The 24,184-nt window shown below is 61.8% G+C and carries 18 protein-coding genes; 10 read left to right on the plus strand and 8 right to left on the minus strand.

The window, feature by feature from the left end; translation table 11 throughout:
• Positions 1-218: 218 nt before the first annotated feature.
• On the minus strand, positions 219-3,458 hold the full coding sequence (locus MTP38_RS05330) for an ABC transporter ATP-binding protein/permease (protein WP_249234487.1): 3,240 nt from the start codon (positions 3,456-3,458) through the stop codon (positions 219-221).
• Positions 3,459-3,881: 423 nt separating this feature from the next.
• Here MTP38_RS05330 and MTP38_RS05335 point away from each other — a divergent pair, with 423 nt between their 5' ends.
• From MTP38_RS05335 to MTP38_RS05355, 5 genes are all read left to right on the plus strand, one after another.
• Entirely contained in the window at positions 3,882-4,199 is a 318-nt protein-coding gene (locus tag MTP38_RS05335) for a hypothetical protein (RefSeq protein WP_227620065.1), read from the plus strand.
• Entirely contained in the window at positions 4,189-4,923 is a 735-nt protein-coding gene (locus MTP38_RS05340) for a hypothetical protein (protein WP_227620064.1), read from the plus strand. Before MTP38_RS05335 ends, MTP38_RS05340 begins: the two co-directional genes overlap by 11 nt.
• A 79-nt stretch (positions 4,924-5,002) precedes the next feature.
• Positions 5,003-5,734: a sensor histidine kinase gene (locus MTP38_RS05345; RefSeq protein ID WP_249234488.1), complete on the plus strand. Its 732-nt coding sequence runs from the start codon at positions 5,003-5,005 to the stop codon at positions 5,732-5,734.
• A gap of 357 nt (positions 5,735-6,091) precedes the next feature.
• Positions 6,092-9,019, plus strand: a complete 2,928-nt coding sequence (locus MTP38_RS05350; RefSeq protein WP_249234489.1) for an acyl-CoA dehydratase activase — start codon at positions 6,092-6,094, stop codon at positions 9,017-9,019.
• A 150-nt stretch (positions 9,020-9,169) separates the two neighbouring features.
• On the plus strand, positions 9,170-10,483 hold the full coding sequence (locus MTP38_RS05355; protein WP_227620061.1) for a 2-hydroxyacyl-CoA dehydratase: 1,314 nt from the start codon (positions 9,170-9,172) through the stop codon (positions 10,481-10,483).
• Between the two features lie 80 nt (positions 10,484-10,563).
• Here MTP38_RS05355 and MTP38_RS05360 read toward each other — a convergent pair whose 3' ends face one another.
• Complete coding sequence (locus tag MTP38_RS05360) at positions 10,564-12,054, minus strand: DUF1846 domain-containing protein (protein ID WP_249234490.1); 1,491 nt, start codon at positions 12,052-12,054, stop codon at positions 10,564-10,566.
• A gap of 113 nt (positions 12,055-12,167) precedes the next feature.
• Positions 12,168-12,881 (minus strand): YoaK family protein, encoded by a 714-nt coding sequence (locus MTP38_RS05365; RefSeq protein WP_249234491.1) that lies wholly within the window; start codon positions 12,879-12,881, stop codon positions 12,168-12,170.
• Between the two features lie 323 nt (positions 12,882-13,204).
• Here MTP38_RS05365 and MTP38_RS05370 point away from each other — a divergent pair, with 323 nt between their 5' ends.
• Positions 13,205-14,032, plus strand: a complete 828-nt coding sequence (locus MTP38_RS05370; protein ID WP_249234492.1) for a TrmH family RNA methyltransferase — start codon at positions 13,205-13,207, stop codon at positions 14,030-14,032.
• Between the two features lie 54 nt (positions 14,033-14,086).
• Here MTP38_RS05370 and galT read toward each other — a convergent pair whose 3' ends face one another.
• From galT to htpG, 3 genes are all read right to left on the minus strand, one after another.
• Positions 14,087-15,583 (minus strand): UDP-glucose--hexose-1-phosphate uridylyltransferase, encoded by a 1,497-nt coding sequence (gene galT / locus MTP38_RS05375; RefSeq protein ID WP_249234493.1) that lies wholly within the window; start codon positions 15,581-15,583, stop codon positions 14,087-14,089.
• Positions 15,580-16,866, minus strand: coding sequence for a galactokinase (locus MTP38_RS05380; protein WP_249234494.1), 1,287 nt, complete (start codon positions 16,864-16,866; stop codon positions 15,580-15,582). Before MTP38_RS05380 ends, galT begins: the two co-directional genes overlap by 4 nt.
• Before the next feature lie 412 nt (positions 16,867-17,278).
• Complete coding sequence (gene htpG, locus MTP38_RS05385) at positions 17,279-19,207, minus strand: molecular chaperone HtpG (protein WP_249234495.1); 1,929 nt, start codon at positions 19,205-19,207, stop codon at positions 17,279-17,281.
• A gap of 239 nt (positions 19,208-19,446) precedes the next feature.
• On the opposite strand from htpG, the gene MTP38_RS05390 reads away from it, so the two are divergent.
• From MTP38_RS05390 to MTP38_RS05400, 3 genes are all read left to right on the plus strand, one after another.
• Positions 19,447-20,226, plus strand: coding sequence for an alpha/beta hydrolase (locus MTP38_RS05390; protein WP_249234496.1), 780 nt, complete (start codon positions 19,447-19,449; stop codon positions 20,224-20,226).
• A 101-nt stretch (positions 20,227-20,327) separates the two neighbouring features.
• Positions 20,328-20,753, plus strand: a complete 426-nt coding sequence (locus MTP38_RS05395) for a hypothetical protein (protein ID WP_249234497.1) — start codon at positions 20,328-20,330, stop codon at positions 20,751-20,753.
• 225 nt (positions 20,754-20,978) lie between these two features.
• Positions 20,979-21,494: an HD domain-containing protein gene (locus MTP38_RS05400; protein ID WP_249234498.1), complete on the plus strand. Its 516-nt coding sequence runs from the start codon at positions 20,979-20,981 to the stop codon at positions 21,492-21,494.
• A 55-nt stretch (positions 21,495-21,549) separates the two neighbouring features.
• Here the strand turns inward: MTP38_RS05400 and MTP38_RS05405 are convergent, their stop codons facing one another.
• The gene (locus tag MTP38_RS05405; protein ID WP_227620051.1) at positions 21,550-22,068 is read right to left on the minus strand and encodes a GNAT family N-acetyltransferase; all 519 of its coding nucleotides are present in this window, start codon (positions 22,066-22,068) and stop codon (positions 21,550-21,552) included.
• Positions 22,069-22,169: 101 nt separating this feature from the next.
• The gene (locus MTP38_RS05410; protein WP_249234499.1) at positions 22,170-22,967 is read right to left on the minus strand and encodes a histidinol-phosphatase; all 798 of its coding nucleotides are present in this window, start codon (positions 22,965-22,967) and stop codon (positions 22,170-22,172) included.
• A gap of 148 nt (positions 22,968-23,115) precedes the next feature.
• On the opposite strand from MTP38_RS05410, the gene MTP38_RS05415 reads away from it, so the two are divergent.
• A complete protein-coding gene (locus tag MTP38_RS05415; RefSeq protein ID WP_249234500.1) occupies positions 23,116-24,174 on the plus strand; it encodes an alpha/beta hydrolase in 1,059 nt (352 codons plus the stop codon).
• The last annotated feature ends 10 nt before the right edge of the window (positions 24,175-24,184 follow it).

A 24,184-nucleotide genomic window follows, 5' to 3' on the forward strand; every position in this document is an offset into this window, starting at 1 on the left:
CCGCAAAGCAAAATAGAAACAGATTTCCGGTAGTTCCCGGAAACTACCGGAAACTCCCGGCGCGACCGTACATTTTTGTAACTTTTAAGACCAAAAAATACGTTCTCATGTGGGATGGATACAAGCTAACGGATGTGCACAGAAGGAAAACAGGCAAAAATTCCCGGTATCCCTGCCGCCGGAGCGGAAAGGATACCGGGAATGGAATCTGGGGAGATTTACTCGGAGCGCAGGGCCTTGACGGGGTTGCTCTTGGCTGCGCCGCGGGCCGGGATGATGCCGGCCAGAATGGTCAGCAGGGTGGCCAGCGCCACGAGGAAGAGGGCCGCGTCCACGGGCAGGGCGGCCACGAGGGTCGAGGTGCCCGAGACTTTCTGGATGATGATATTGCCGGGGATGAGGAGGATCTCGCTGAGGACGATGCCCATGATGCCCGAGCAGAGGCCGATGATGAAGGTCTCTGCGTTGAACACCTCGGAGATGTTCCGCTTGGAGGCACCGATGGCCCGGAGGATGCCGATCTCCTTCCGGCGCTCAAGGACGCTGATATAGGTGATGACGCCGATCATGATGGAGGAGACGGCCAGCGAGATGGAGACGAAGGCCACCATCATGCTGCTGATCATGTTCACGATCTCGGTCACACTGGTCATCAGGGTGCCCACGAGGTCGGTGTACTGCACCACTTTTTCGTCCTCGCCCTTCGCGGACATCCCTGCGTTGTAGGCGTCCAGCTTTTCCAGAATGACCGCCTTGCTGGCGAAGTCCTTCGGGTAGATCTTAATCTGGCTGGGGGTGTCCTCATCTGCATAGCCGAAGGCCGTCAGGTTGGCTTCGTAGGTGGCCGAAGAGGAGCGGAGGGTGGAGCGCATCAGCTCCGTCAGCTCGGAGGTGGTCATGTTGAGCTGGATGGCTTTCTGGAAGGCCGACGAATCGATCTTGATGGCACCCTCCATCTGGCTGCTCAGCTTGCCGATGTTCTGCTGGATGGCCGTCTTGAGCTGGGTCTGGATCTGATCCTGGAAGGTGACGATGCCCTTCTGGAGGGCGGCGTCGAGCTGCTCTTTCAGCACAGCGGTGATCTGGTCGGAGTAGGTGTCCATCACGGTCCGGATGGTGGCCTGTAGAGCCTCCGAAAGCTGGCCCTGCAGCTTGTCCGGGTCCACCAGTTCCTTCATGGATTCGGCCAGCAGCTTCTGGAACCGCTCGGTCTTGAGGTAGGCAGAGAAGCTCCAATTCTTGAAGTTGAGGATGCCGTTGCCGATGATATATTTTTTGTAGTCCTTGAAGATCTTCTGCACGAGGTCCTGCAGCGCCTCCGGCGAGACGGAGAGGTCAAGCCCGGAGAGGGCTTCGCTGAGGTCGATGTCGGGCAGCTCGTCGATGTTGAGGGAGAAGTCGGAGAAGTCCAGCAGGCTGCTCAGGTCGAAGCTGCCGCTGCTGAGGTCGAAAGCCCCGTTCAGGTCGAAATCGAGGGCAGCGGCGTCGAACTGGAACGCATCCTTCAGTGCATTGGTGTCGATGGAGAAGAGGCTTGCGAGGTCGAAGTCGCGGATGCTCTCGGCTTTGCCGAAGCTCTCGCCGGTGAGGACGTTGGTGGTGGGGTCAGCCATCTGCTGCTTCACGATGTCGCTGTCGGCGGCGTCCTCCATGACCTTCTCGGTGAGGGAGGCGGGGTAGGCGATACCGGAGGTGAGCATAGAGGCCGAGGCGGTGTAGTCCGGCTGGACGATGCCCACGATGGTGATGTCCTCGCCGTTTTCCACCAGCTGCCGCATATACTCCTTGTCGTCGGCCTTGCTCTTCCAGACCTTGTAGGTTTCATCGTAGACATAGGTGTCGGCACTGTTCACCAGCTTGAACTTGAGGCCCAGCAGCTCGTCGTAGCTGTAGGTGCGAAAATCGCTGGGCACATCGACGCTCTGGTTCTGGGCAAACTGCTGGATCATCTTGTCCAGCTCGGCAGAATCCCGCAGGCCCATGGAGTAGAGGGCATAATCGGTGACGGTGCCGTATTTGCTCAGGACCATGACGCACTCGGTGGGCTTTTCGGGCCAGCGCCCGGCCTTGACCTCATACTGCGAGCGGTAGAGATCGCTGTTGGCGGGCAGCTGGTAAAAGACGCTGGTGTTGCTGCCCACGCTGTTCATGAGGCTGCTGGTGACGGAGGTGGAGCTGGAGCCAGAATTGCCCAGACCCAGCATCGAGAGGGTGGAGTCCGGGTTGACCTGATGCACGCTGCCGTCGGCGTCCTGCCGGTAGATCTGGGGCTGGGCGCTGTAGGAATACTCGATGGAGGTGGCGTCCTCCGCGATGGTGGACTCGTCGCTCTCGAGGTACTTCTTCAGGGAGGTGAGGTCGTTGGAGGTCAGGCCCGATACCATCTTGGTGATGAGCTGGCGCACCGAGACCATCCCCTCTACGCCGCCGGAGGTGTCCTTTTTGCCGTCCTCATCGGTGGGCAGGCCGGTGGCGGTGGTGCCGTCGCTGCTGCCCGAGGACAGAAAGCTCGTGATGTCCACGCCGCTGCTCAGGATCTGGAGCGGGTATTCGCTCAGGGTGGAGCGCTCCATGTCGGCGATGTAGGCGTTGACGCCGGCGGACAGGGAGATGATGAGGGCGATGCCGATGATGCCGATGCTGCCCGCAAAGGCGGTGAGGAGGGTGCGGGCCTTTTTGGTGCGCAGGTTGTTGAAGCTCAGGGCCAGCGAGGTGAGCAGGGACATGGAGGAGCGGCCCATGTTTTTGTGGATGGGCGGGGCAAGCTTGGTGTCGTCCGGCTCGAAGGGGCGGGTGTCGTCGGTGATGAGGCCGTCCCGCAGGCGGACGATGCGGTTGGCGTACTGCTCGGCCAACTCGGGGTTGTGGGTGACCATGACCACGAGACGGTCTTTGGCGACGTCCTTCAGCAGCTCCATGACCTGAATGCTGGTCTCACTGTCCAGTGCGCCGGTCGGCTCGTCGGCCAGCAGGATGTCGGGGTTGTTGACAAGGGCGCGGGCGATGGCCACGCGCTGCATCTGTCCGCCTGACATCTCGGTGGGGCGCTTGTGGAGCTGGTCGCCCAGACCCACCTGCCGTAGCGCTTCGGCCGCACGGCGGCGGCGCTCGGCCCCTGACACGCCCGAGATGGTCAGGGCCAGCTCGACGTTGGCGAGGACGGTCTGGTGGGGGATGAGGTTGTAGCTCTGGAACACGAAGCCGACGGTGTGGTTGCGGTAGGAGTCCCAGTCCCGGTCAGTGTAGCGGCGGGTGGAGATGCCGTTGATGATAAGTTCGCCGCTGTCGTAGCGGTCAAGGCCGCCGATGATGTTGAGCAGGGTGGTCTTGCCCGAGCCGCTGGGGCCGAGGATGGCGACAAATTCACTGTCGCGGAGGTTGAGGCTGACCCCGTTGAGCGCTGCCTGTGTCAGATCGCCGGTGGTGTATTTCTTTTCGATGTTGATAAGCTGAAGCATTGGCCTGCCTTTCCGGCAGCAGGACGGGGAGCGTCTGCGGCCTATTCCGCCCGGCGTCTGTGGACGGAGCGGGAAAACGTAGTATCTGTATGATTTTATCAGAATAATGTGAACAAAGTATGTCGTAACGGGTGCCAAGTTCTGTGATTTCTGCCGAAGGATGGAAATGCGCCGCGCCCGGAGCAGAAAAGCGTTGAAATGCGGAAAATGAGCCGGAAATCTCTTGATTTTTGGCCTTGTGGATGGTATCCTTGGTATAGCGTTGAATTTTAAACTTGAATTTCGTCATGGTTCGACGAAATATGACGCAAAGTAAAAGTTGAATCTGCTTTTTGCCCTTTCTACAATATTATATTAGGAGAATGTGTAAAAATTTGTCCGGCGGAAGAATAGGCCGGACAGACGGGGCAAGGAGGAAGCAGAATGGAACAAAATGTCCCATTGGTCAGAAGATTTTCGAAGCTGGAGCCATATCAGGAGGCATATACTCTCGTCTGCTCTCTGGAGCCGACAGGGCCGGGCTGCTGGCTGAGCGTGAGCCGGACGATGGCAAGGGACGGCTCGGCGGACGCCGCCCGTGCATGGGTCCCGGCCCCACAGGAAGAATGTGCGCGGCTGCTGCGATTTTTATACGAGAATTCCGTCCAGCCGGAGCTGTGGCGGGATGCCATTTCCAACTGGTATCCACAGACAGCGGCGGCAGAAGTCCTGCGGGAAGGGGGCGCGTCGTGTGAGCTTTGAGGAACAACAGGAAGCTGTCTGGCGCGTCGCTCTGGCCAGCTATGACCCGCGGGAGATGCGGGTCTGGATGCGCTATCTTGAGGAGTGCAACCCGGCTATCCGCTGCACCGGCTACCGCACCAGCCAGACGCTGCTGCGTCGGCTCGAGCAGGGCGATGTGGATGTTCTTGTGCTGGGCGGCAGGCTCGAGGATGTGGACAGCATCCAGTTCCTGCCCCGGCTGCGGGGTCTGGCCCGCAAGCCTCTGGTGCTTCTGCGGGACGACGGACGGAATGAGAAGGCCGCCGTGGAGAGCCTGAGTCAGGAGGATGCATGTTACCTCATCCGTCAGGCCACACTGGAGGATATGCTGCGGGAGCTGCGTGCCCCGGCCCACAGCCCGGCGGAGAGTCTGGAAAAGCGCTGCGAGCGCATCTACCGCAGCTGGGGCCTGAACACCAGCGACGCCAACAAGCGCTACCTGACCGGTGCCGTCCGGGTGATGATGGCTTCCGACCACCGTCTGGCCATCCGTAAGGAGATCCTCGGGGCGGTGGCGCAGGAGCATCACCTGACCATCGCGGCGGTGGACAGTGCGCTCCGGCGGCTGCTGGATACGCTGGACGCGACCGGCACGCAGGCATGGCTGGATTTTCGGAAAGAGTATGGCCTGGAGCGCAAGCGGGTGACCATCGGCCGCCTGATCTATGCGCTGGAAAGTAAACTGAGTCAGCAGGAAGGCTGACCACACGACGCGGAGGTAGAGCAGAATGCGCAGGCGAAACGATGGAGCAGGCAGCTCCCCCCAAGGGGAGTTTGAGGATGTGTGCTTTCATGCCCTCAGCATCATCGACCAAAACCGGGAATATCTTCAGATGCATCTGCTGGCGTCGGCCGATCTGCCCACCCGGCAGGCGCTTTCGGACATCCAGATAGAGTCTGCCCGGGTGAGCCGCACCGTACACAACGCCATGCTGCTCTATCGGCTGGAAAATGGAGAGCCGTGCGAACTGCAGCCCTTCGATGTGAGCGAGTTGCTGGAAAAGGCAGAACGGATGGCCCCGGACATCGAGAAGTCCTTGGAGATCCAGCTCATGACCGAGCGGGAGGGCGCCGGGCACTGCGTCGTCATGGGAGCACCCGACGAGGCAGAGCAGCTGCTGCTCCACCTCATCTCCAACGCCCTGTGCGCCTGCGACCCGGGCGGAAGGGTCTGGGTGAGCCTGAAGCAGAAAAAGACCGGTGCTGTGCTCCGGGTGGAGGATGACGGCTGCGGCCTGATGGAAGAAGACCCCATCGAGAACAACCGGCGCTTCCTCAGCGGCGTAAAGCTGGGCCTGCGCATTTGCAGGCTCATCTGCCGCCGCGCCGGCTGGAAGCTGACCCTGACCGCCCGCCCCGGCGGCGGCACCCGGGCGCAGGTGGCTTTCCCGCTGGCCTCCGGCGAGGCCATCCCGCCGGAGCTGGTGCTGCACTCCGGTGAGGGAGAGGCCATCCGGGCGGCGCGATTCGCCAGCCGGGCAGCGCAGGAGATCCTCCTGCTGCGGAGATACTGAACGAAAAAAGGCATCTGTACTGCTGCCGGTAGGGCAGAGGACAGATGCCTTTTGCGTTGTGCGGGAGAGTGGGAGGGGAACGCTGCAAAATTGACGGACGGTAAAGAATCTTAGCAGAAACGGCGAAAAATCCCCAGAAAAGTTTGCAGATTTAACAAAATGTTTAACTTTAGAAGAAGAATTTACTGTTTTTAAGGTGTAAAATAATCCCGAATGATTGATTGTCGGACGGATTTGGACTATAATATCTGTGTATGCGGGTCAAGTATTTGATTCGTTAGCAAACAACTTCTGCCCGGGCAGGAACGCTTTGCGCGCAGAGGGAGAGTGCATTGTCCTTCAGGAGGAAAAACAACTGTGAGAGTAGGTCTTGACATCGGCAGCACTACCATCAAGTGCGTGGTGCTGGATGAAAACGATACCCTTTTATATTCGACATATGAGCGCCACTACAGCCATATTCTGGAGAAGGCGCAGGAGCTGCTGCGCCGCATCGACGCAGAGCAGCTGCACGGCCGGAAAGCGCTGCTCAGCATCTCCGGCTCGGCAGGCATGGGTCTGGCCGACAGCTGCGGCGTGCCCTTCGTGCAGGAGGTGTTCTCCACCCGGGTGGCGGTCAAAAAGTTCGTCCCGGCGACGGACTGCGTCATCGAGCTGGGCGGTGAGGATGCGAAGATCCTGTTCCTGACCAACGGCACCGAAGTCCGGATGAACGGAAGCTGTGCCGGCGGTACGGGTGCTTTTATCGACCAGATGGCGACCCTGCTCAAGATGAGCGCAGATGAGATGAACAAGGCGGCGGAACAGGCCACCCGTACATACACCATCGCCTCCCGCTGCGGCGTCTTTGCCAAGAGCGACGTGCAGCCCCTCATCAATCAGGGCGCGAGGACCGAGGACGTCGCCGCCAGCATCTACAAGGCCGTGGTCAACCAGACCATCGCCGGTCTGGCGCAGGGCCGACCCATTCAGGGCAACATCCTCTATCTGGGCGGGCCTCTGACCTTCAGCACCGTGCTGCGCAAGAGCTTCGATGAGGCACTGGGCGTCACCGGCACCTGCCCCGAGCATAGCCTGCTCTATGTCGCGCTGGGCGCTGCCCTCTACGCCGACAAGGAGTTCGTCCTGTCAGACGTGGCCGCCGCGCTGGACGAGTACGCCGCTACGGCCACCTATGCCAGCGAGCCGCCGCTGTTCGCCAGCAAGGAGGAGTATGAGGCTTTCCACGCCCGCCATATGTCCCACAGCGTGCCCCGGGTGGCATTCAGCGCCCAGTGCGGCCCGGTGCACATCGGCATCGACTCCGGCTCGACGACCGTCAAGCTGGTGGTCGTGGACGAGCAGAGTCAGATCCTCTACACCAACTATCAGCCCAACCTCGGCAACCCGCTGCCCCTCATCCGGGAGCAGCTGCTGAAGCTCTATAAAGAGCACTCCGGCCTCAAGGTGGCCAGCGTGACCACCACCGGCTACGGCGAAGAGCTGGTGAAGAACGCATTCCGCTGCGACTTCGGCCTCGTGGAGACGGTGGCCCACTTCACGGCGGCGAAATACTTCATGCCGGACGTGGATTTCATCATCGACATCGGCGGTCAGGACATGAAGTGCTTCAAGATCGAGGACGGTGCCATCAGCAACATCTTCCTGAACGAGGCGTGCTCCTCCGGCTGCGGCAGCTTTTTGCAGACCTTTGCGCAGGCGCTGGGCTACGACGTCAAGGAGTTTGCGGCCCTCGGCCTCTTTGCCGACCGTCCTGTGGATCTCGGCAGCCGCTGCACCGTGTTCATGAACAGCTCGGTCAAGCAGGCCCAGAAGGATGGCGCATCCATCGAGAACATCTCGGCGGGCCTGTCCATCAGCGTCGTCAAGAATGCCCTGTATAAGGTCATCCGCGCCTCCAGCCCCGAGGAGCTGGGCCGGAAGATCGTCGTGCAGGGCGGCACCTTCTACAACGAAGCCGTCCTCCGTGCCTTCGAAAAGGAGATGGGCGTCGAGGTCATCCGCCCCGACATCGCCGGCCTGATGGGCGCTTACGGCGCGGCCCTCTTCGGCCTGCGCCAGTGCCGCAAGAACGGCCAGACCACCTCCGCCATGATGAGCGAGGAGGAGCTGGAAAGCTTCGACCAGAAGGTGGTCAGCGTCAAGTGCGGCGGCTGCGGCAACCACTGCCAGCTCACCGTCAACACCTTCGCCGACGGCCGCAAGTTCATCTCCGGCAACCGCTGCGATAAGCCCGTCACCGGTAAGAGCGAGGACAACAGCCTCAACCTCTACGCCTACAAGCAGCAGCTTCTGGCAGGCTATAAGCCTGTGCCCGGTAAGCGCGGCTCCATCGGCATCCCGCTCTGCCTGAATATGTACGAGCTGCTGCCCTTCTGGCACGCTTTCTGGACAAAGCTGGGCTTTGCCGTCCACACCAGCCCGGTGTCCAGCCGCGGCCTCTATCTGGCCGGTCAGGCCACCATCCCCAGTGACACCGCCTGTTTCCCGGCCAAGCTCAGCCACGGCCACATCAAGGCCCTGACCCAGATGCATCTGGATGCCATCTTCTACCCCTGCCTGACCTACAACATCGACGAGGGACTGGGCGACAACCACTACAACTGCCCCGTCGTGGCCTACTACCCTGAGGTGCTGGCCGGGAACTGCCCCGAGCTGGAGGGCCAGAAGTTCATCTACGACTACGTCGGCATCCACCGTCCGAAGGACTTCGTCCATAAGATGGCGAAGGAGATCCTGCCCAAGTATTTCGGCGGCATCTCCGAGAAGGAGGTGCAGGAGGCTGCCAACGCCGCCTACGCCGAGTACGAGGCCCATATGGCACAGATCCGGGTCAAGGGCAGCGAGATCATCGACGAAGCCCGCCGTCAGGGCAGGCGCATCATCGTGCTGGCCGGGCGTCCCTATCATGTGGACCCGGAGGTCAACCACGGCATCGACCACCTCATCACCCGCCACGGCGCGGCTGTCGTCACCGAGGACAGCATCTCCAACCGGGTGGAGAAGTTCCCCACCAGCGTGCTGAACCAGTGGACCTACCACAGCCGCCTCTATGCCGCCGCCAAGTACTGCACCACCCAGAAGGATATGGATCTTGTGCAGCTGGTGTCCTTCGGCTGCGGCGTGGACGCCATCACCACCGATGAGACCCGCGAGATCTTACAGGAGGGCGGCAAGCTCTACACCCAGCTCAAGATCGATGAGATCACCAATCTGGGCGCAGTCAATATCCGCCTGCGCAGCCTGTTCGCCGCGCTGGACGAGCGGGACGAAGATAGAAAATAACCTCTCCGTCACGCCTACGGCGTGCCACCTCTCCTATCGAGGAGAGGCCTTGGCATAACTTATAAGCTTTCCCTCTTCGCCAGAGGCTCCCCTCGCTAGGGGAGCTGTCGAGCGAATGCGAGACTGAGAGGTTTAACATAGGAGGAACCTATGGAATACAATTACCCTAAATTCACCCCGGAGATGAAGAAGACCCACACCATCCTCATCCCCAACATGGCCATTACCCAGTTCCGTCTGCTGGGATACGCCCTGCGCTACGACGGCTACAAGTGCGAGATACTGGGCAACTGCGGCAGCGCTGTGGCGCAGCTGGGCCTGAAATACGTCCACAACGACACCTGCTATCCGGCGCTGCTGGTCATCGGCCAGTTCCTCGATGCGCTGAACAGCGGCAAATATGACCTCGAGCATACGGCCCTGCTCATCACCCAGACGGGCGGCGGCTGCCGTGCCTCCAACTACATCCATCTGCTCCGCAAGGCGCTGGTCAAGGCAGGCTACCCCAATATCCCGGTGGCCAGCCTCAACTTCTCGGGCCTCGAGAAGGACAGCGGCTTCCAGATGACCCTGCCGCTGGCCCGTCGTGCCATCGCCAGCGTCTTCTACGGCGATATGCTCTGCGCCCTCCGCAATCAGGTGGCTCCCTACGAGAACGAGAAGGGCGCTGCCGACAGGATGGTAGACCTCTGGGTGGAGCGTCTGGGCCGGGTGCTGCTGGCGGGCAAGGGCTTCACCTCCCGCGAGATGAAGCACACCTTCCCCCTCATCGCCAAGGACTTCGCCTCCATCCCCGTCACCCGCGTGCCGAAGGTCAAGGTGGGCGTCGTGGGCGAGATCTACGTCAAGTACAGCCCGCTGGGCAACAACGATTTGCAGAAGTTCCTCGAAAGTCAGGACTGTGAGGTCAACTTCCCGGGCCTGATGGGCTTTGTGCAGTACTGCATCTTCAACATGGGCGAGGATCACGTCCTCTACGGCGGCAAGCTGGCCATGAAGATGGGCACCGACCAGCTGCTCAACTGGCTGGACAGCGTGGAGCGCTCCATGCTCAAAGCGGAATCGGAGGCCGGATTCTACGCCCCCGGCCCCTTCAAGGAGCTGGTGGAAAAGCCCGAGGGAGTCATCTCTCTGGGCGCGAAGATGGGCGAGGGCTGGCTGCTGACCGCCGAGATGATCGAGCTGGTGCAGGGCGGCTACGGCAATATCGTCTGCGCCCAGCCCTTCGGCTGCCTGCCGAACCACATCGTGGGTAAGGGCATGGTGAATAAGATCCGCGCCCTGTACCCCAGCGCCAACATCACCCCCATCGACTACGACCCCAGCGCTACCAAGGTCAATCAGGAGAACCGCATCAAGCTGATGCTGGCGGTGGCAAAGGAGCGTCTGAACGCCCCCGCTGCGCCGAAGCCCCTGACGGCTGAGGAGATCGCGGGCGGTGCGCCCAGCCTCTCCCACGTCTGAGAGGCGTCCCAAGCAAAAGAAAGAGCCGCTCTGTACTGCGAAAAACGGTACAGAGCGGCTTTTGTCATGCGCAGAGGCGCTTACAGCTTGTGATACTTGCGGTCCTCCTGCTCATAGGCAGGCTCGCAGGTGAGGTACATCCCCAGACGCTTGAGGGTGTCGGTGTCCACGCTGGACAGGATGACGGTGGAGTGCATATCGCAGCCCTTGAGCTTGGAGAGCTGCCGCAGCGCGATGGCGGCAGTCTCATTCTCGGCGGCAGAGCTGGACAGCGCGATGAGGATCTCATCGGTGTGCAGGCGGGGGTTGCGGCTGCCGAGGTAGTTGGTCTTGAGGGTCTGGATCGGCTCGATGGCACGGGCGGAGACGAGGTCGATCTCCTGATCGATGCCGGCCAGCTTCTTGAGGGCGTTCAGGAGGGCAGAGGAGGCCGCGCCCAGCAGGGGGCCGGTCTTGCCGGTGACGACGGTGCCGTCCGGCAGCTCGATGGCGGCGGCGGGCGCGCCGTCGGTGCGCTCGGCCACGGCATGGGCCTGCTTCTCCACCGGGCGCTCGCCGACGGCCAGACCGGCCTGATTCAGCAGCAGCTCCAGCTTGAACAGCTCGCCGTCCACGTTCTTGCCGGTCTTCTGGTCGCAGAGGGCCTTGAAGTAGCGGCGGACGATCTCGTTGCGGGATGCCTCGCGGCAGACCTCGTCGTCCACGATGCAGTTGCCTGCCATGTTCACGCCCATGTCGGTGGGAGACTTGTAGGGGCTTTTGCCTGCGATCAGCTCGAACATCGCATTGACCACCGGGAAGATCTCGATGTCGCGGTTGTAGTTGACGGTGGTGACGCCGTAGGCCTCCAGATGGAAGGGGTCGATCATGTTCACGTCGTTCAGGTCGGCGGTGGCGGCCTCATAGGCGAGGTTGACCGGGTGCTTGAGGGGCAGGTTCCAGATGGGGAAGGTCTCGAACTTGGCGTAGCCCGCCTTGATGCCCCGCTTGTGCTCATGGTAGAGCTGGGACAGGCAGGTGGCCATCTTGCCGCTGCCGGGGCCGGGGGCTGTGATGACGACGAGGGGGCGCTGGGTCTCGATGTAGTCGTTCTTGCCGTAGCCCTCGTCGCTGACGATGCGGGCCACATCGTTGGGGTAGCCCGGGATCTTGTAGTGGCGGAAGGTGCGCACGCCCACGCTGTTCAGCTTGTGCTCAAAGGCTTCGACTTCGGGGGCGGCGGTGTACATGGTCACGCAGACGCTGCCCACGAACAGGCCCATGCCCTGAAAAGCGTCGATGAGGCGGAGGACGTCGAGGTCGTAGGTGATGCCGTAGTCGCCGCGCACCTTGCTGCTGATGATGTCCTGTGCGCTGATGACGATGACGATCTCGGCCTGCTCCTTGAGCTGCAGCAGCATCTGCAGCTTGGAGTCCGGCTCAAAGCCCGGCAGCACGCGGGAGGCGTGGTAGTCGTCGAACAGCTTGCCGCCAAACTCGAGGTAGAGCTTGTTGTCGAACTGTGCGATGCGCTCCCGGATGTGCTGGGACTGCATCTGAAGATATTTCGCGTTGTCAAAGCCTATTTTCATGGAATGCTCCTCTTCCTGTTTTTACAACTTCAACTCCGGCACCCCGGTGGTGCGGCAGGCCGGAGAGTCACACAAACACTTTATAGTATAGCATACGAGGGACCCCGGCGCAATTATTTTTTGTGGGCTTCCATCTGTTCCAGCTGCTCCAGCTCCTCGATGTCCTCCTTGAGGAACATGAGGCAGAAGCTCACGCCCAGCAGCAGGCAGGACAGCCAGATTGCCCGGCCTGCCATGGGGAGCAGGGCCACGCTGCCGATGCCTGCACCCAGCGCGAACAGGAAGATGATGGCGAAGTAGTGCACCGCCTTGCCGAAGGCCTTGGCGTTGCCGCCCACCAGCCACGCACAGAGAGAGTCCATGCCGCTGCGCAGGTTGCCGATGCACATGGTGCTGGCGAAGGCGTAGCCGTTCACCTTGCGGAAGGCCTGCACCTGCATCGCGCAGGAGAAGGAGACGATGGAATTGGCCAGCAGGTTCAGCTCCTGCGGCAGAAAGCCCACGACGAAGAGCAGCAGGATCTCGAACAGCACCACCAGCTGACGCCAGTGGAGCCACTGCATCTCCCTCAGCTTGAGGCGGATGAACTCGGCAGCGAAGATGCCCAACGCAAAGGCGCACAGGGGGACCAGATACCGCAGGGCCTCGCCCCACTCGCCCGCAAAGGCATGGACCGACATCAGCACGATGTTGCCGGTCTGGGCGTTGGCAAAGACCTTGCCGCGGAAGAGATAAGTATAAACGTCCTGCAGACCGCCCGAGACGGAGAGAAAAAGGGCGGTGATGAAGGCTTCGGACATCTGTCCGTGAGGTTTGAGAGACGGCATAAAAGCTTCCTCCTTATATCTAGAATAACTCCATGCCATACTATAACGCAAAATTGGCGTTTTGTCAAAAACTGTGGGATATTTTTTATCAATAATGACGATTCCGGGCGGGTATCGCAGGAGGCACGATGCTTTGCAATGCGGCGCAGACTGTGGTATAATATCGCTAACGCGATATTATAAGTTTTATGCGCAGCGCCTCGCCGCTTGCTCCTGCGGAGCTGCGTGGCAACCGGCTTTGGATGCGCAATTATACCATTTCACTGCGTTCATGGTATAATACACAGAAAACAGCATTTGCAGGAGAAGGAGGGGCTGTCTGTATGCCCAACATCATCGAGATCACGGATTTCCACGCGCCGGAGCTGGACCCCTATGCCCGGCTGACCCAGAACCAGCTGCGCAATCGCCTCGAACCGGAGAAAGGCATCTTCATCGCCGAAAGCCCGAAGGTCATCGACCGGGCGCTGGACGCAGGCTATGAGCCGGTGTCCCTGCTGATGGAGCGCCGACAGATCACCGGCCCGGCGGCGGGCATCCTGAGCCGCTGCGGCGATGCGCCGGTGTACACCGCCGATCGGGAGCTGCTGGCGGCGCTGACCGGCTTTGAGCTGACCCGGGGCGTGCTCTGCGCATTCCGCCGTCCCGCGCCCCGCCCGGTGGAAGAGCTGTGCCGGGACGCCCGCCGGGTGGCGGTGCTGGAGGGCATCGTGGACTCCACCAATGTGGGGGCGATCTTCCGCTCGGCGGCGGCTCTGAACATGGACGCCGTCCTCATCAATCCCTCCTGCTGCGACCCGCTCTGCCGCCGCGCTGTCCGGGTCAGCATGGGCACGGTGTTTCAGGTGCCTTGGGGGCAGCTGGGCGACAGCCCGGCAGACTGGCCGGAGAAGGGGATGGACGTCCTCCACGCCCTCGGCTTCAAGACGGCGGCGATGGCCCTCAGCGACCGCTCGGTGAACATCGATGACGAGCAGCTGGCCAGAGAGCCGAAGCTTGCCATCGTGCTGGGTACCGAGGGCGACGGTCTGGCCGCCAGCACCATCGCGTCCTGCGACTATACCGTGAAGATCCCCATGTCCCACGGCGTCGATTCGCTGAACGTCGCCGCCGCCAGCGCCGTGGCGTTCTGGCAATTAGGCAAGCAGTAAAAAGTTATAAAGGAAAAGGCTGTTGCGGCAAAAGCAACAGCCTTTTTTGCTGGATCAAATCGTAGAAAGGAACCGCTCGAAGCCTGCGCGGCCTGCGGCGTCCATCTTGTAGACGCCGGCGTCCTCGAGCACCTGCGCGAAGACGTGGCCGACCTCGTCCTGTACGATGCTGTGGACGTTTTCGGCGTTCAGCTCCGGGTGACGGGCGAGGATGTCCATCGCCCACTCGGCGTGCTTCTGGATGCTCTCGCCGTACTCGGCGGCGGGAGTGCGGGCCGCGAGAGCGGTCTCCACATCAGCCATCTCTGCCTTCAGGCGGCTGGGCAGGACGGCGAGACCCATGACCTCGATGAGGCCGATGTTTTCTTTTTTGATATGGTGGAGCTTTGCGTGGGGGTGATAAACGCCCAGCGGATGCTCCGGCGTGGTGATGTTGTTGCGCAGCACCAGATCGAGCTGGAACCGGCCATCCCGCATCCGGGCGATGGGGGTAATGGTGTTGTGCGGCTCGCCGTCGGTCTCGGCGTAGACAAAGCAGCTCTCGTCGGTGTAGCCCCGCCATGCGGTCAGGATCTTGTCGGCCAGCTCCACGAGGCGCTCGTCATCGGCGCAGGTCAGCCGGATGCAGCTCATGGGCCAGTGGACGATGCCGGCCTCCACGTCCTCAAAGCCGGGGAAGACCCATGCCTTCTCGATGGGGGCTTTGGCCATGGCGAACTCGTAGTGGCCGCCCTGAAAGTGGTCATGGCTCAGGATGCTGCCGCCCACGATGGGCAGGTCGGCATTGCTGCCCACGAAGTAGTGGGGGAAGAGGGCCACGAAGTCCAGCAGCTTGCGGAAGGTGGCACGCTCGATCTTCATGGGGGTGTGCTGGCTGTTGAAGACGATGCAGTGCTCGTTGTAGTAGACGTAGGGGCTGTACTGGAAATTCCACGCGCTGTCGTTGATGGTCAGCGGGATGATGCGGTGGTTCTCGCGGGCGGGATGGTTCAGCCGGCCCGCATAGCCCTCGTTCTCCACGCAGAGCTGGCACTTGGGGTAGGCGCTCTGGGGGGCGAGCTTTGCCGCCGCGATGGCCTTGGGGTCCTTTTCGGGCTTCGAGAGGTTGATGGTGATGTCAAGGTCGCCGTAAGGGGTCTTGGTGACCCACTTGAGGTCCCGCTTGATGCGGTAGCGGCGGATGTAGTCGGTGTCCTGACTGAACTGGTAGAACCAGTCGGTGGCGGCCTGCGGGCCGTCCGTCTCATACCGCTCCTCAAAGTTGGCCCGCACGATGCTGGGGCGGGGAGTCAGCACGCCCATGAGCTTGGTGTCGAAGAGGTCGCGGGCCGTGGGGCTGTCGTCGCAGACACCCCGGGCCACGGCATCGTCCACCAGCGCCTTCAGGATGCTCTCGAGGTCGGCGTAGCAGACCTCACCCTCCGGCTCGGTGAAGCTGTCGAGCTGCATGGTCATGAGGAGCTGGTTGCGGATGTAGATCTCGTCGTCGGGCAGGATAAGCCCGGTGTCCAGACCATAGTTGACGAGCTGCTGGATGGCGGTGGAGATCACAGGACAGCGCCTCCCTCCGGACGGATGGAGAGGACGTGGCAGCGGCCCTCGCCGAGGATGGCTTCCATGCCGGCCTTGAACTCGGCCAGCATCTCGACGGGCACAAAGGCCTGCACCGTACCGGCGAAGCCGCCGCCGTGGACGCGGACTGCACCCTTGCCGCCCAGCAGATGCTTTGCGGCGGCGATGGTGACGCCCACCTCCTGATGCTCCTTGTAGCCTGCGGGGATGACGTTCTGCAGGTACTCCCAGCTGCTGCGGCCCGACTCGTTCACGAGGCGGAGGAAGGTGTCGAAGTCGTCGTCGCGGAGAGCAGCCACCTGCTTTGCCACCCGGTCGTTGTCGGCGTAGATATGGAAGGCGCGGAGGACGGCCCGGTCGCCGCACTGTCTGCGGCATTCGGGCAGCTTTGCGAGGAAGGTCTCGAAGGGTACGTCCCGCAGCACCTCGCCGCCGCAGACAGCGGCCACGGCGCGGCACTCGGCGGGGATGGCGGCGTACTCATCGGTCAGGTCGGCGTGGTCTGCGCCGGAGTCGAGGATGCAGAGGGCAAGGCCCGCCTTAGAGAAGTCTACGGCCACCGGCTCGACGACCGGCTTGGCGGGGCTGGCGAAGTCGATGGTGATGATGTTGCCCACGCTGGAGGCCATCTGGTCCATCAGGCCGCAGGGCTTGCCGAAGTAGACGTTCTCGGCCCACTGGCCGATCTGGGCGATGGCGATGGGGGAGACCTTCTCGGCCATGAAGCAGTCGTTCAGGATGACGCCGATGAGGACCTCGAAGGCGGCAGAAGAGGAGACGCCGCTGCCCTTGGGCACGTTGGAGGAGATGTAGACATCCAGACCGGTGAGCATTGCGCCCCGCTGGGTGAAGGCGGCGCACTCGCCGCGCAGCAGGGAGGCGGTGGTGTTCTCCTCCTCCTTGCGGGCCTCGAGGTCGTCGAGGTCGATGATGCACAGGTCGTAGCCCTCGCTCTGGACCCGGAGCTGGCCCTTGTCGTTGGGGGCGGCGGCAGCGATCATGTCGATGTTCACGCTGCCGGCCAGCACACGGCCATGCTGGTGGTCGGTGTGGTTGCCGCCGATCTCGGTGCGGCCGGGGGCGCTGTAAAGACCGGCCTCGGCGTGGGGGCCGAAGGTCTTTTCCAGACCGTCCAGCACGGCGGCGTAGCGGGCGGCCTCGGAGGCCGTCTCGGCGGGTGCGCAGCAATACAGGGAGGCGAGGCGCGCGGCGTGGGTGCCGCCGGACAGCTCCTGCTTCCATACGGGAATGGACTTCATCATGGAATCTTCCTCCTGACAGATACGTTTTACTTTCTGGATGGTGCGGGAAACACCCGCTTCTATCCCTATAGTAAAGGATTTGCCCCCAAAAAACCATGTCTTATTGTTGCATCTGAATGAAAAGTTGCAAAAAAGCCCTGCTGGGGCTGCCCGACGGGGGAGCGGAGCGAAGCTCCGGGATAAAATGCAACTGAGACAAAAGTTTTTTCGAAACCGAAAAAGCATTGTGTAACTGCACAAAAACCTCTGCCCGCTGCGTCCCGACGGAGGCGGAGGAATGATATGGAGAAAAAATAAAGGCCGCGTTCCGTCGGCAGGGCGGAACACGGCACTTCGATGAAAGGATAGTAAGGGAAGAGAGTATGATGTCGGGCGGAGAGCAAGGGAGCAAAGCCCTCCGGCCGGAAACGCATTACTGCATCAGGCTGCACACAGCCTCGGCATAGGCGGCGGGATCATCCACGGGCAGGCCCTCGATGAGCTGTGCCTGTGCGTAGAGCAGGGCGCTGTACTTCTTGAGCTTGTCGGTATCGCCGGCCTCCTGTGCGGCTTTCAGCACAGCAAAGACGGGGTGGTTGACGTTCAGCTCCAGAACTTTGTCGCTCTTGACGCCCTCGCTGCCGGGCTGCTTGGAGAGGACTTTCTCCATCTCGATGGACAGCGGGCCGTCGGCAGACAGGCAGACGGGGTGATCCTTCAGGCGGGTGGAGACCTTGACCTCCTTGACCTTGCCGTCCAGAGCGTCCTTCATGGCGTCGAACAGGGCCTTGTTGGCGGTGTTGGTCTCCTCGGCGGCCTTCTTCTCGTCCTCGGTCTCGAGGCCGAGGTCGCCGCTGTTGACATTCTTGAACTCCACGGTGCCGTCTTTGCCCTCGGCATCCTTGCGGGGATAGGTGCGCATGATCTGCAGGCAGAACTCGTCCACATCCTCGGTCAGCAGCAGGACATCATAGCCCTTGTCCATGACCAGCTCGGCGGCGGGCAGCTTGGCCAGACGGTCGGTGGAGTCGCCGGCGGCGAAGTAGATGTACTTCTGCTCGGCGGGCATCTTCTCGACGTACTCCTGCAGCGTGACCATCTTCTGCTCCTTGGCAGACCAGAACAGCAGCAGGTCGCGCAGAAGCTCGGCGTGCATCCCGTAGTCGGAGTAAGCGCCGAACTTCAGCTGACGGCCAAACTCCTTCCAGAAGCTCTCGTATTTTTCGCGGTCGTTGGCCAGCATGGCGTGCAGCTCGTTCTTGATCTTCTTTTCCAGCGCGTTGTGGATGAGCTTGAGCTGGCTGTCCTTCTGCAGCATCTCGCGGCTGATGTTCAGGCTCAGGTCCTGACTGTCCACGATGCCCTTGACGAAGCTGAAGTAGTCGGGCAGCAGGTCGCCGCACTTCTCCATGATGAGGATGCCGGAGGCGTAGAGGGCCAGACCCTTCTCGTAGTCCTTGGTGTAGAAGTCGTAGGGGCGGTGGCTGGGCACGAAGAGCAGGGCGTTGTAGTTCGCGGTGCCCTCGGTGCGGCTGACGATGACCCGGGCGGGGTCGGCGTAGTCGTTGAACTTATCCTTATAGAAGCTGGCGTACTCCTCGTCGGTGACTTCACTCTTCTGCTTCTTCCAGATGGGTACCATGCTGTTCAGGGTCTCCAGCTCGGTGTAAGTCTCCCACTCGGGCTTGTAGTCCTCGGGCTTGGGGTCGGGTTCGGGCTTCTGACGGCTCTTCTCCCGCTCCATCTGGATGGGGTAGCGGACATAGTCGCTGTACTTCTTGACGATGGCCACGATGCCATACTCGTCGAGGAAGTTGTCGTAGTGGTCGGTCTCGGTGTCGGGCTTGATGTGGAGGATGATGTCGGTGCCCGCCGTCTCCTTCTGGGCAGGCTCCAGCTCATAGCCGTCCGCACCGCTGGACTCCCACTGCCATGCCTCGTCGGAGCCGTAGGCCTTGGAGATGACCGTCACCTTGTCGGCCACCATGAAGGCGGAGTAGAAGCCGACGCCGAACTGGCCGATGATGTCGATGTTCTCGTCCTTGTTGTCCTTCTTGAAGTCGAGGGAGCCGGAGTGGGCGATGGTGCCGAGGTTCTGCTCCAGCTCCTCCTTCGTCATGCCGATGCCGTTATCGGAGATGGTAAGGGTGCGGCTGTCCTTGTCGCGGGTGAGCAGGATGCGGAAATCGCCTTTGTTCATGCCGACGGAGGGGTCGGTCAGGCTCTTATAATACAGCTTGTCGATGGCGTCCGAAGCGTTGGAGATCAGCTCCCGCAGGAAGATCTCCTTGTTGGTGTAGATGGAGTTGATCATCATGTCCATCAGCTTTTTGCTTTCGGCCTGAAATTCTTTTTTCGCCATAATACAAAACCTCTTTTTATCAGATTCAATGCCAGCACCCGGAGCGGTTGACTGCTCACAAGGACTTAGCACTCATAACTTTCGAGTGCTAATATACACCGGCGGGAAATAAAAATCAAGGGCTTTCATAAAAAGTTCAAAAAACTTTCCCGGCGGGGCGGCGTTTGGCTTTACTTTGCCCTGCCGAAGCCGTATAATGGGCCGGAGTGATCTGTATAAAAAAGGAGGAAAACGGAACGATGCAGCAGATACAGCTGGAACTTGAGGGCGGCGGGACACTGACCGTCTGCCTGCGGGCGTCGCTGGACGCCATGCCCACGGTGAAGCAGCGGCCTCTGGTGCTGGTGGTGCCCGGCGGGGGATACAGCCACGTCAGCCCCCGGGAGGGCGACCCGGTGGCCCTGCAGTTCGCGGCGGCAGGCTATCACACTGCCGTGCTGACCTACAGCGTGGGGGAGGAGGCGCGGGACTACCGGCCTCTCCGCCAGCTCAGCGAGGCGCTGGGGCTGCTGCGGCAGCACGCGGAGGAATGGCATATCCTGCCGGATAAAATAGCGGTCTGCGGCTTCTCGGCGGGCGGGCATCTGGCCCTGTCCGGCGCAGTGCTGGACATCCCGGGCGAGATGGCCCAGCAGAGGCCCGACGCGGTCATTCTGGGCTACCCGGTCATCACGGCGGGGGAGTATGCCCACCGGGGCAGCTTCGTCCAGCTGGCGGGCAGTGAGGACGCCGCCGCACAGAGAGCCTTCGGCCTGGAGGATAAGATCACGCCCGACACACCGCCGGTCTTCGTCTGGCATACCATGGAGGACAGGACCGTCCCGGTGGAGAACACGCTGCTGCTGCTCTCGGCCCTGCGGCGGGCGGGCGTGGCCTGCGAGGCGCATCTCTTTGAGCAGGGGGTCCACGGCACCAGCATCAGCACCGCTGAGGTGGACGCCGCCGACCGGCACCGCGCCCACTGGGTGACGCTCTGCCTCGAGTGGCTGGGGCGGACGTTCGGGTTCGACCTGCGGTGAATTGGACATTCCTACAAAAAATTCATAATTTTATGGTTGACCTGCCCAAGATTTAAGGGTATACTGGTCAGCGGAAACAAACGAGGAAGAAGGAAACGTACATGGAAAAGAAGATCTCGGTCAAAGACCTGCTGATGCAGGCATTCCTGACGGGCTGGGAGCTGTCCGACAAGAGCATCTCGCAGGACGAGTACCTCCAGAGCGCCATTCAGGTCATCGAAGTGCTGCAGGTGGAGCCGGAAAATATCTACGCCGAAGAGGGCCTCGGCCTGACCGACGGCGACGAGGTGGACCATCTGGACGACCTGCTCCGCGCCGACGGCCAGTGGCTCTATTACGGTGTGGAGGCGGAGAATTTCTTCCTCATCCAGTGGTATCCGGACGAGGCCTCCGCCAAGGCCAAGCTGGCGCAGCTCGAAGAGCTGGGCGACGGCAAGCAGTACCTCGTGGACCTGAACCTCCGGCGCTCGAACCCCACCGAGGCCGAGAACTTCGGAAATTCGAACCCGGTGCAGCTGAGAAGTTGACCTCGGCGAAAGCCTCTCCCCTTGGGAGAGGTGGCACCGTAGGTGACGGAGAGGGCAAGCCTGTTGCCCGAGAGCCGCCGTGCAGCGATAAGCTGTCTCTTTGTCAGAGCGATATTATCACCGCGTCAACACGACTCTCTGCCAGCGTCCTTGCCCTCTCAGGCGCTTCGCGCCAGCTCTCCCAAGGGGAGAGCCTTTTATGATGGAAAGAAAGGAAACTTTTCAATGCAGCTTTCTGATCTGGAGCGCCAGCGCCTTTCCGCCATCCTGATGCGATACGACCAGCACCCTGAGGTGCAGCGGATGCGGGAGTTTATCCAGCACGGCGATGTGACCACCTACCAGCACTGCAAGAACGTGGTGCTGGTGAGCTTCTGGCTCAACCGCCGCTTCCATCTGGGTGCGGACGAGACATCGCTGGCCGTGGGGGCCTTCCTCCACGACTTCTACCTCTACGACTGGCACAAGCGCAGCTCCTTCCACGGCCTGCGCCGTCTGTTCGAGATGCATGGCTTCGCTCACCCCGGCTCTGCCTGCGTCAACGCAGAGCGCTGCTTCGCCATCACCAAGAAGGAGCAGAACATCATCTCGAGCCATATGTGGCCCCTGACCTTCCGCCATGTGCCCACCTGCCGGGAGGCCATCATCGTCTGTCTGGCCGACAAATACTGCGCCGTGCTGGAGAGTATGTTCCAGCGCACCCGCGTGGCCGATGCCGACGCAGGGGAGAATGAGTGGTAAAGGGCTTGTTCCATACAAAAAGAGCTGCTGTACGTTATATACAGCAGCTCTTTTCTTATAGCTTCTTATACCCCGCAGGCTCATCGGCTCTGGCGCGGCGCTCCATCAGGTAGGTGTCCAGCCAGCGGCCATGACAGTCCCGGGCGATCCGCTCCCGCCGCCCCACAACCCGGAACCCGCACTTGGTGTGGAGGCCGAGGCTGGCGGTGTTGTCCTGCAGGACCGTGGAGTGGAGCGTCCAGTAGCCCTCCTGCTCCGACGCCTCACAGAGGGCCGTCAGCAGCCGGGAGCCGAGGCCTCGGCCCCGGAACTTCTCGCCGACGTAGATGCTCACCTCGGCCACGCCCCGGTAGCACCAGCGGGGGTCGATGCGGCGCAGCGCGGCCCAGCCCGCCAGCTCGCCGCCGTCCAGAATGACGAGGCGGCATTCCTTGATGTGGAAGGCGTCCCACGCCGTGTAGGGCGGGCAGGTGGTCTGGAAGGTGGCGTGCTCGGTGGCGATGCCCTCCAAGTAGATCTCGGACACAGCGGCCCAGTCCTCCGGCGTCATCGGCCGGACAGTGATATTGCTCATGATACGTTTCCCCGGCAGAGCGCCCCAATGCGCCCTGCACCATTCCTCTTATCCCAGTTTATCCCAGTATAGCAGATGCGGCCCGTCTGTGCAATGACTTCTCACTCCAGCCCCGGCAGGGTGTCCAGCACCGGGATGCCAAGCCCCTGCAGAAAGGCCCTCTTCTCCTCGATGAGAGGGACGACGTCCAGCTCCGAGGGGGCGTGGGCGTCGCAGCCCACGATGGCCCTGACCGGATACTCCGCCGCGATGCGCCAGAACTCGTCCCGGGTGTAGCCCAGCGAGCCGTCGGGGCGGCGCTGAAGCGTCAGGCCCGCCATGTTGTACTCGAGGGGAATGTCCAGCCGCGCCGCTGCGGCACAGACCTCCCGGCAGGCTTTCTCGGCCTCGGCGTCGAAGGCCGTCATCCGGTTCAAAAAGAGGTCGGGGTGGGCCAGATACCGGTACAGCCCCGTTTCCAGCGCCCGTTCCACCTGCTCGGCGTACCGTCTGCCGTGGGCCGGGGAGGCGCTGCCGCCGAAGCGCCGGGCCTTGGCGTCCTGCTCGTCGGTGGTGTCGTAGTGACAGCCGAGGATGAGGTACTCGATGCCCAGCCGCTCGGTCTCCTCCTTCAGCCAGCCCAGATAGGCCGGGAAATACTCGGCCTCGAGGCCGATGTGGAGATGGAGCTGGTCGGCGTACTTCTCCCGCAGGCTTCGCAGCGTCAGGACATAGTCGTCCAGTTGGGCGGGCAGCATCCGGATATGGCTGACGAAGCCGGGCGTGGCGTAGGCCCATGGGGTGTGGTCGGAAAAGCCCAGCACCTTGTAGCCGCAGCGCAGGGCCGTGAGGATGTACTCCTCCTCGGTGCCCTCGGCGTGGCCGCAGCGGGTGGTGTGGGTGTGGTAATTGGTCAGCATGGAAAAAAGCCCCTCCCGGGCAGAAATCTTTTTGACAATCATCACGGTTGTGATACAATAGAGAAAATACCCGTTCGGGGCAGGAACTATTATAGACCTCTTTGCCGCAAAATGCAATTCGGCTGCTCCGAAAAAAGGAGACAAGAAGATGGATTGGAAACGACTCACTGCTTCTGCGCTGATGCTCGGCCTCCTCGCTCTCCCGGCCTCTGCGGCCAGCATCACGCCCCAGACCACCATGAAAGAGATCCGCGACGACCCCGACATCCGGGCCAGCGGCCTCTACACCTATACCTATGTATGGGAGCGGGACTGCGAAAAGCTCTCCACCAGCCGGGACGATGAGACGCTGGCCGAGGTGGTGGACGACACATCGGCGGAGGCCTGCGCGGCGGGGCTGAACTATCTGGCGCAGGTGTACCACGACGGGGTGCAGGTGACGTACCCGCTCTATTCGGAGGAGGAGATCGCCGCCATGCCCTCCCGCGCCCACGCGGAGCTGTATTACTGCCCCGCAGAGCAGCCGGGGGCGAAGTTCGCCATCGTGCTGTCGGGCAACTCGCTCTACTACAGCGGCGAGCTGCGGGGCGGCGTGTCCACGGCGTGGGAGCTGCACCAGCAGGGGTACGCTGTCTTCTCCCTGCGCTACCGCATCGGCCTCGAGGCCGGGGACGACGCCCCGATGGAAGACCTTGCCCGGGCCATCCGCCTCGTGCTGGCGAACGCAGACACCTTCGGCGTCTCCACCGAGGATTACGCCCTGCTGGGCTACTCCTCCGGCGGGCAGATCGCGGGCGTCTTCGGCAATGAGGAAAAGGGCTGGGGCCGCTACGGCGTCCCGAAGCCCGGCGCACTGCTGCTGGCCTACCCCATCAACAACTTTCTGGGGGCAAAGCCCGCCTACCATCTCCTGATGGACACCGACCGGCTGGAAAGGCGCTACTACTCCTACACGGTCTCGAAGCTGGTGACGCCGGACTACCCGCCCACCTTCCTGTGGTATGGCCGGAACGACAAGATGCTCATGGCCTTCGTCTACCCGCTGCAGGGGCCGGCCCTTGCCAAGGCCCTGCGGGACAACGGCGTGCCCAACCGGGTGCAGGCCTACGACGACGCCAAGCATGGCGTCGGCATCGGCGTGGGCACCGACGCGGAGGGCTGGGTAGCCGATGCCGCCGCATTCTGGAAGAGCGTTTCGGAAGAATAAAGAAAAGAGG

Origin of the sequence: Faecalibacterium sp. I3-3-89 (assembly GCF_023347275.1) — a bacterium.
In the GTDB taxonomy this organism is placed as follows: Bacteria; Bacillota; Clostridia; order Oscillospirales; family Ruminococcaceae; genus Faecalibacterium; species Faecalibacterium butyricigenerans.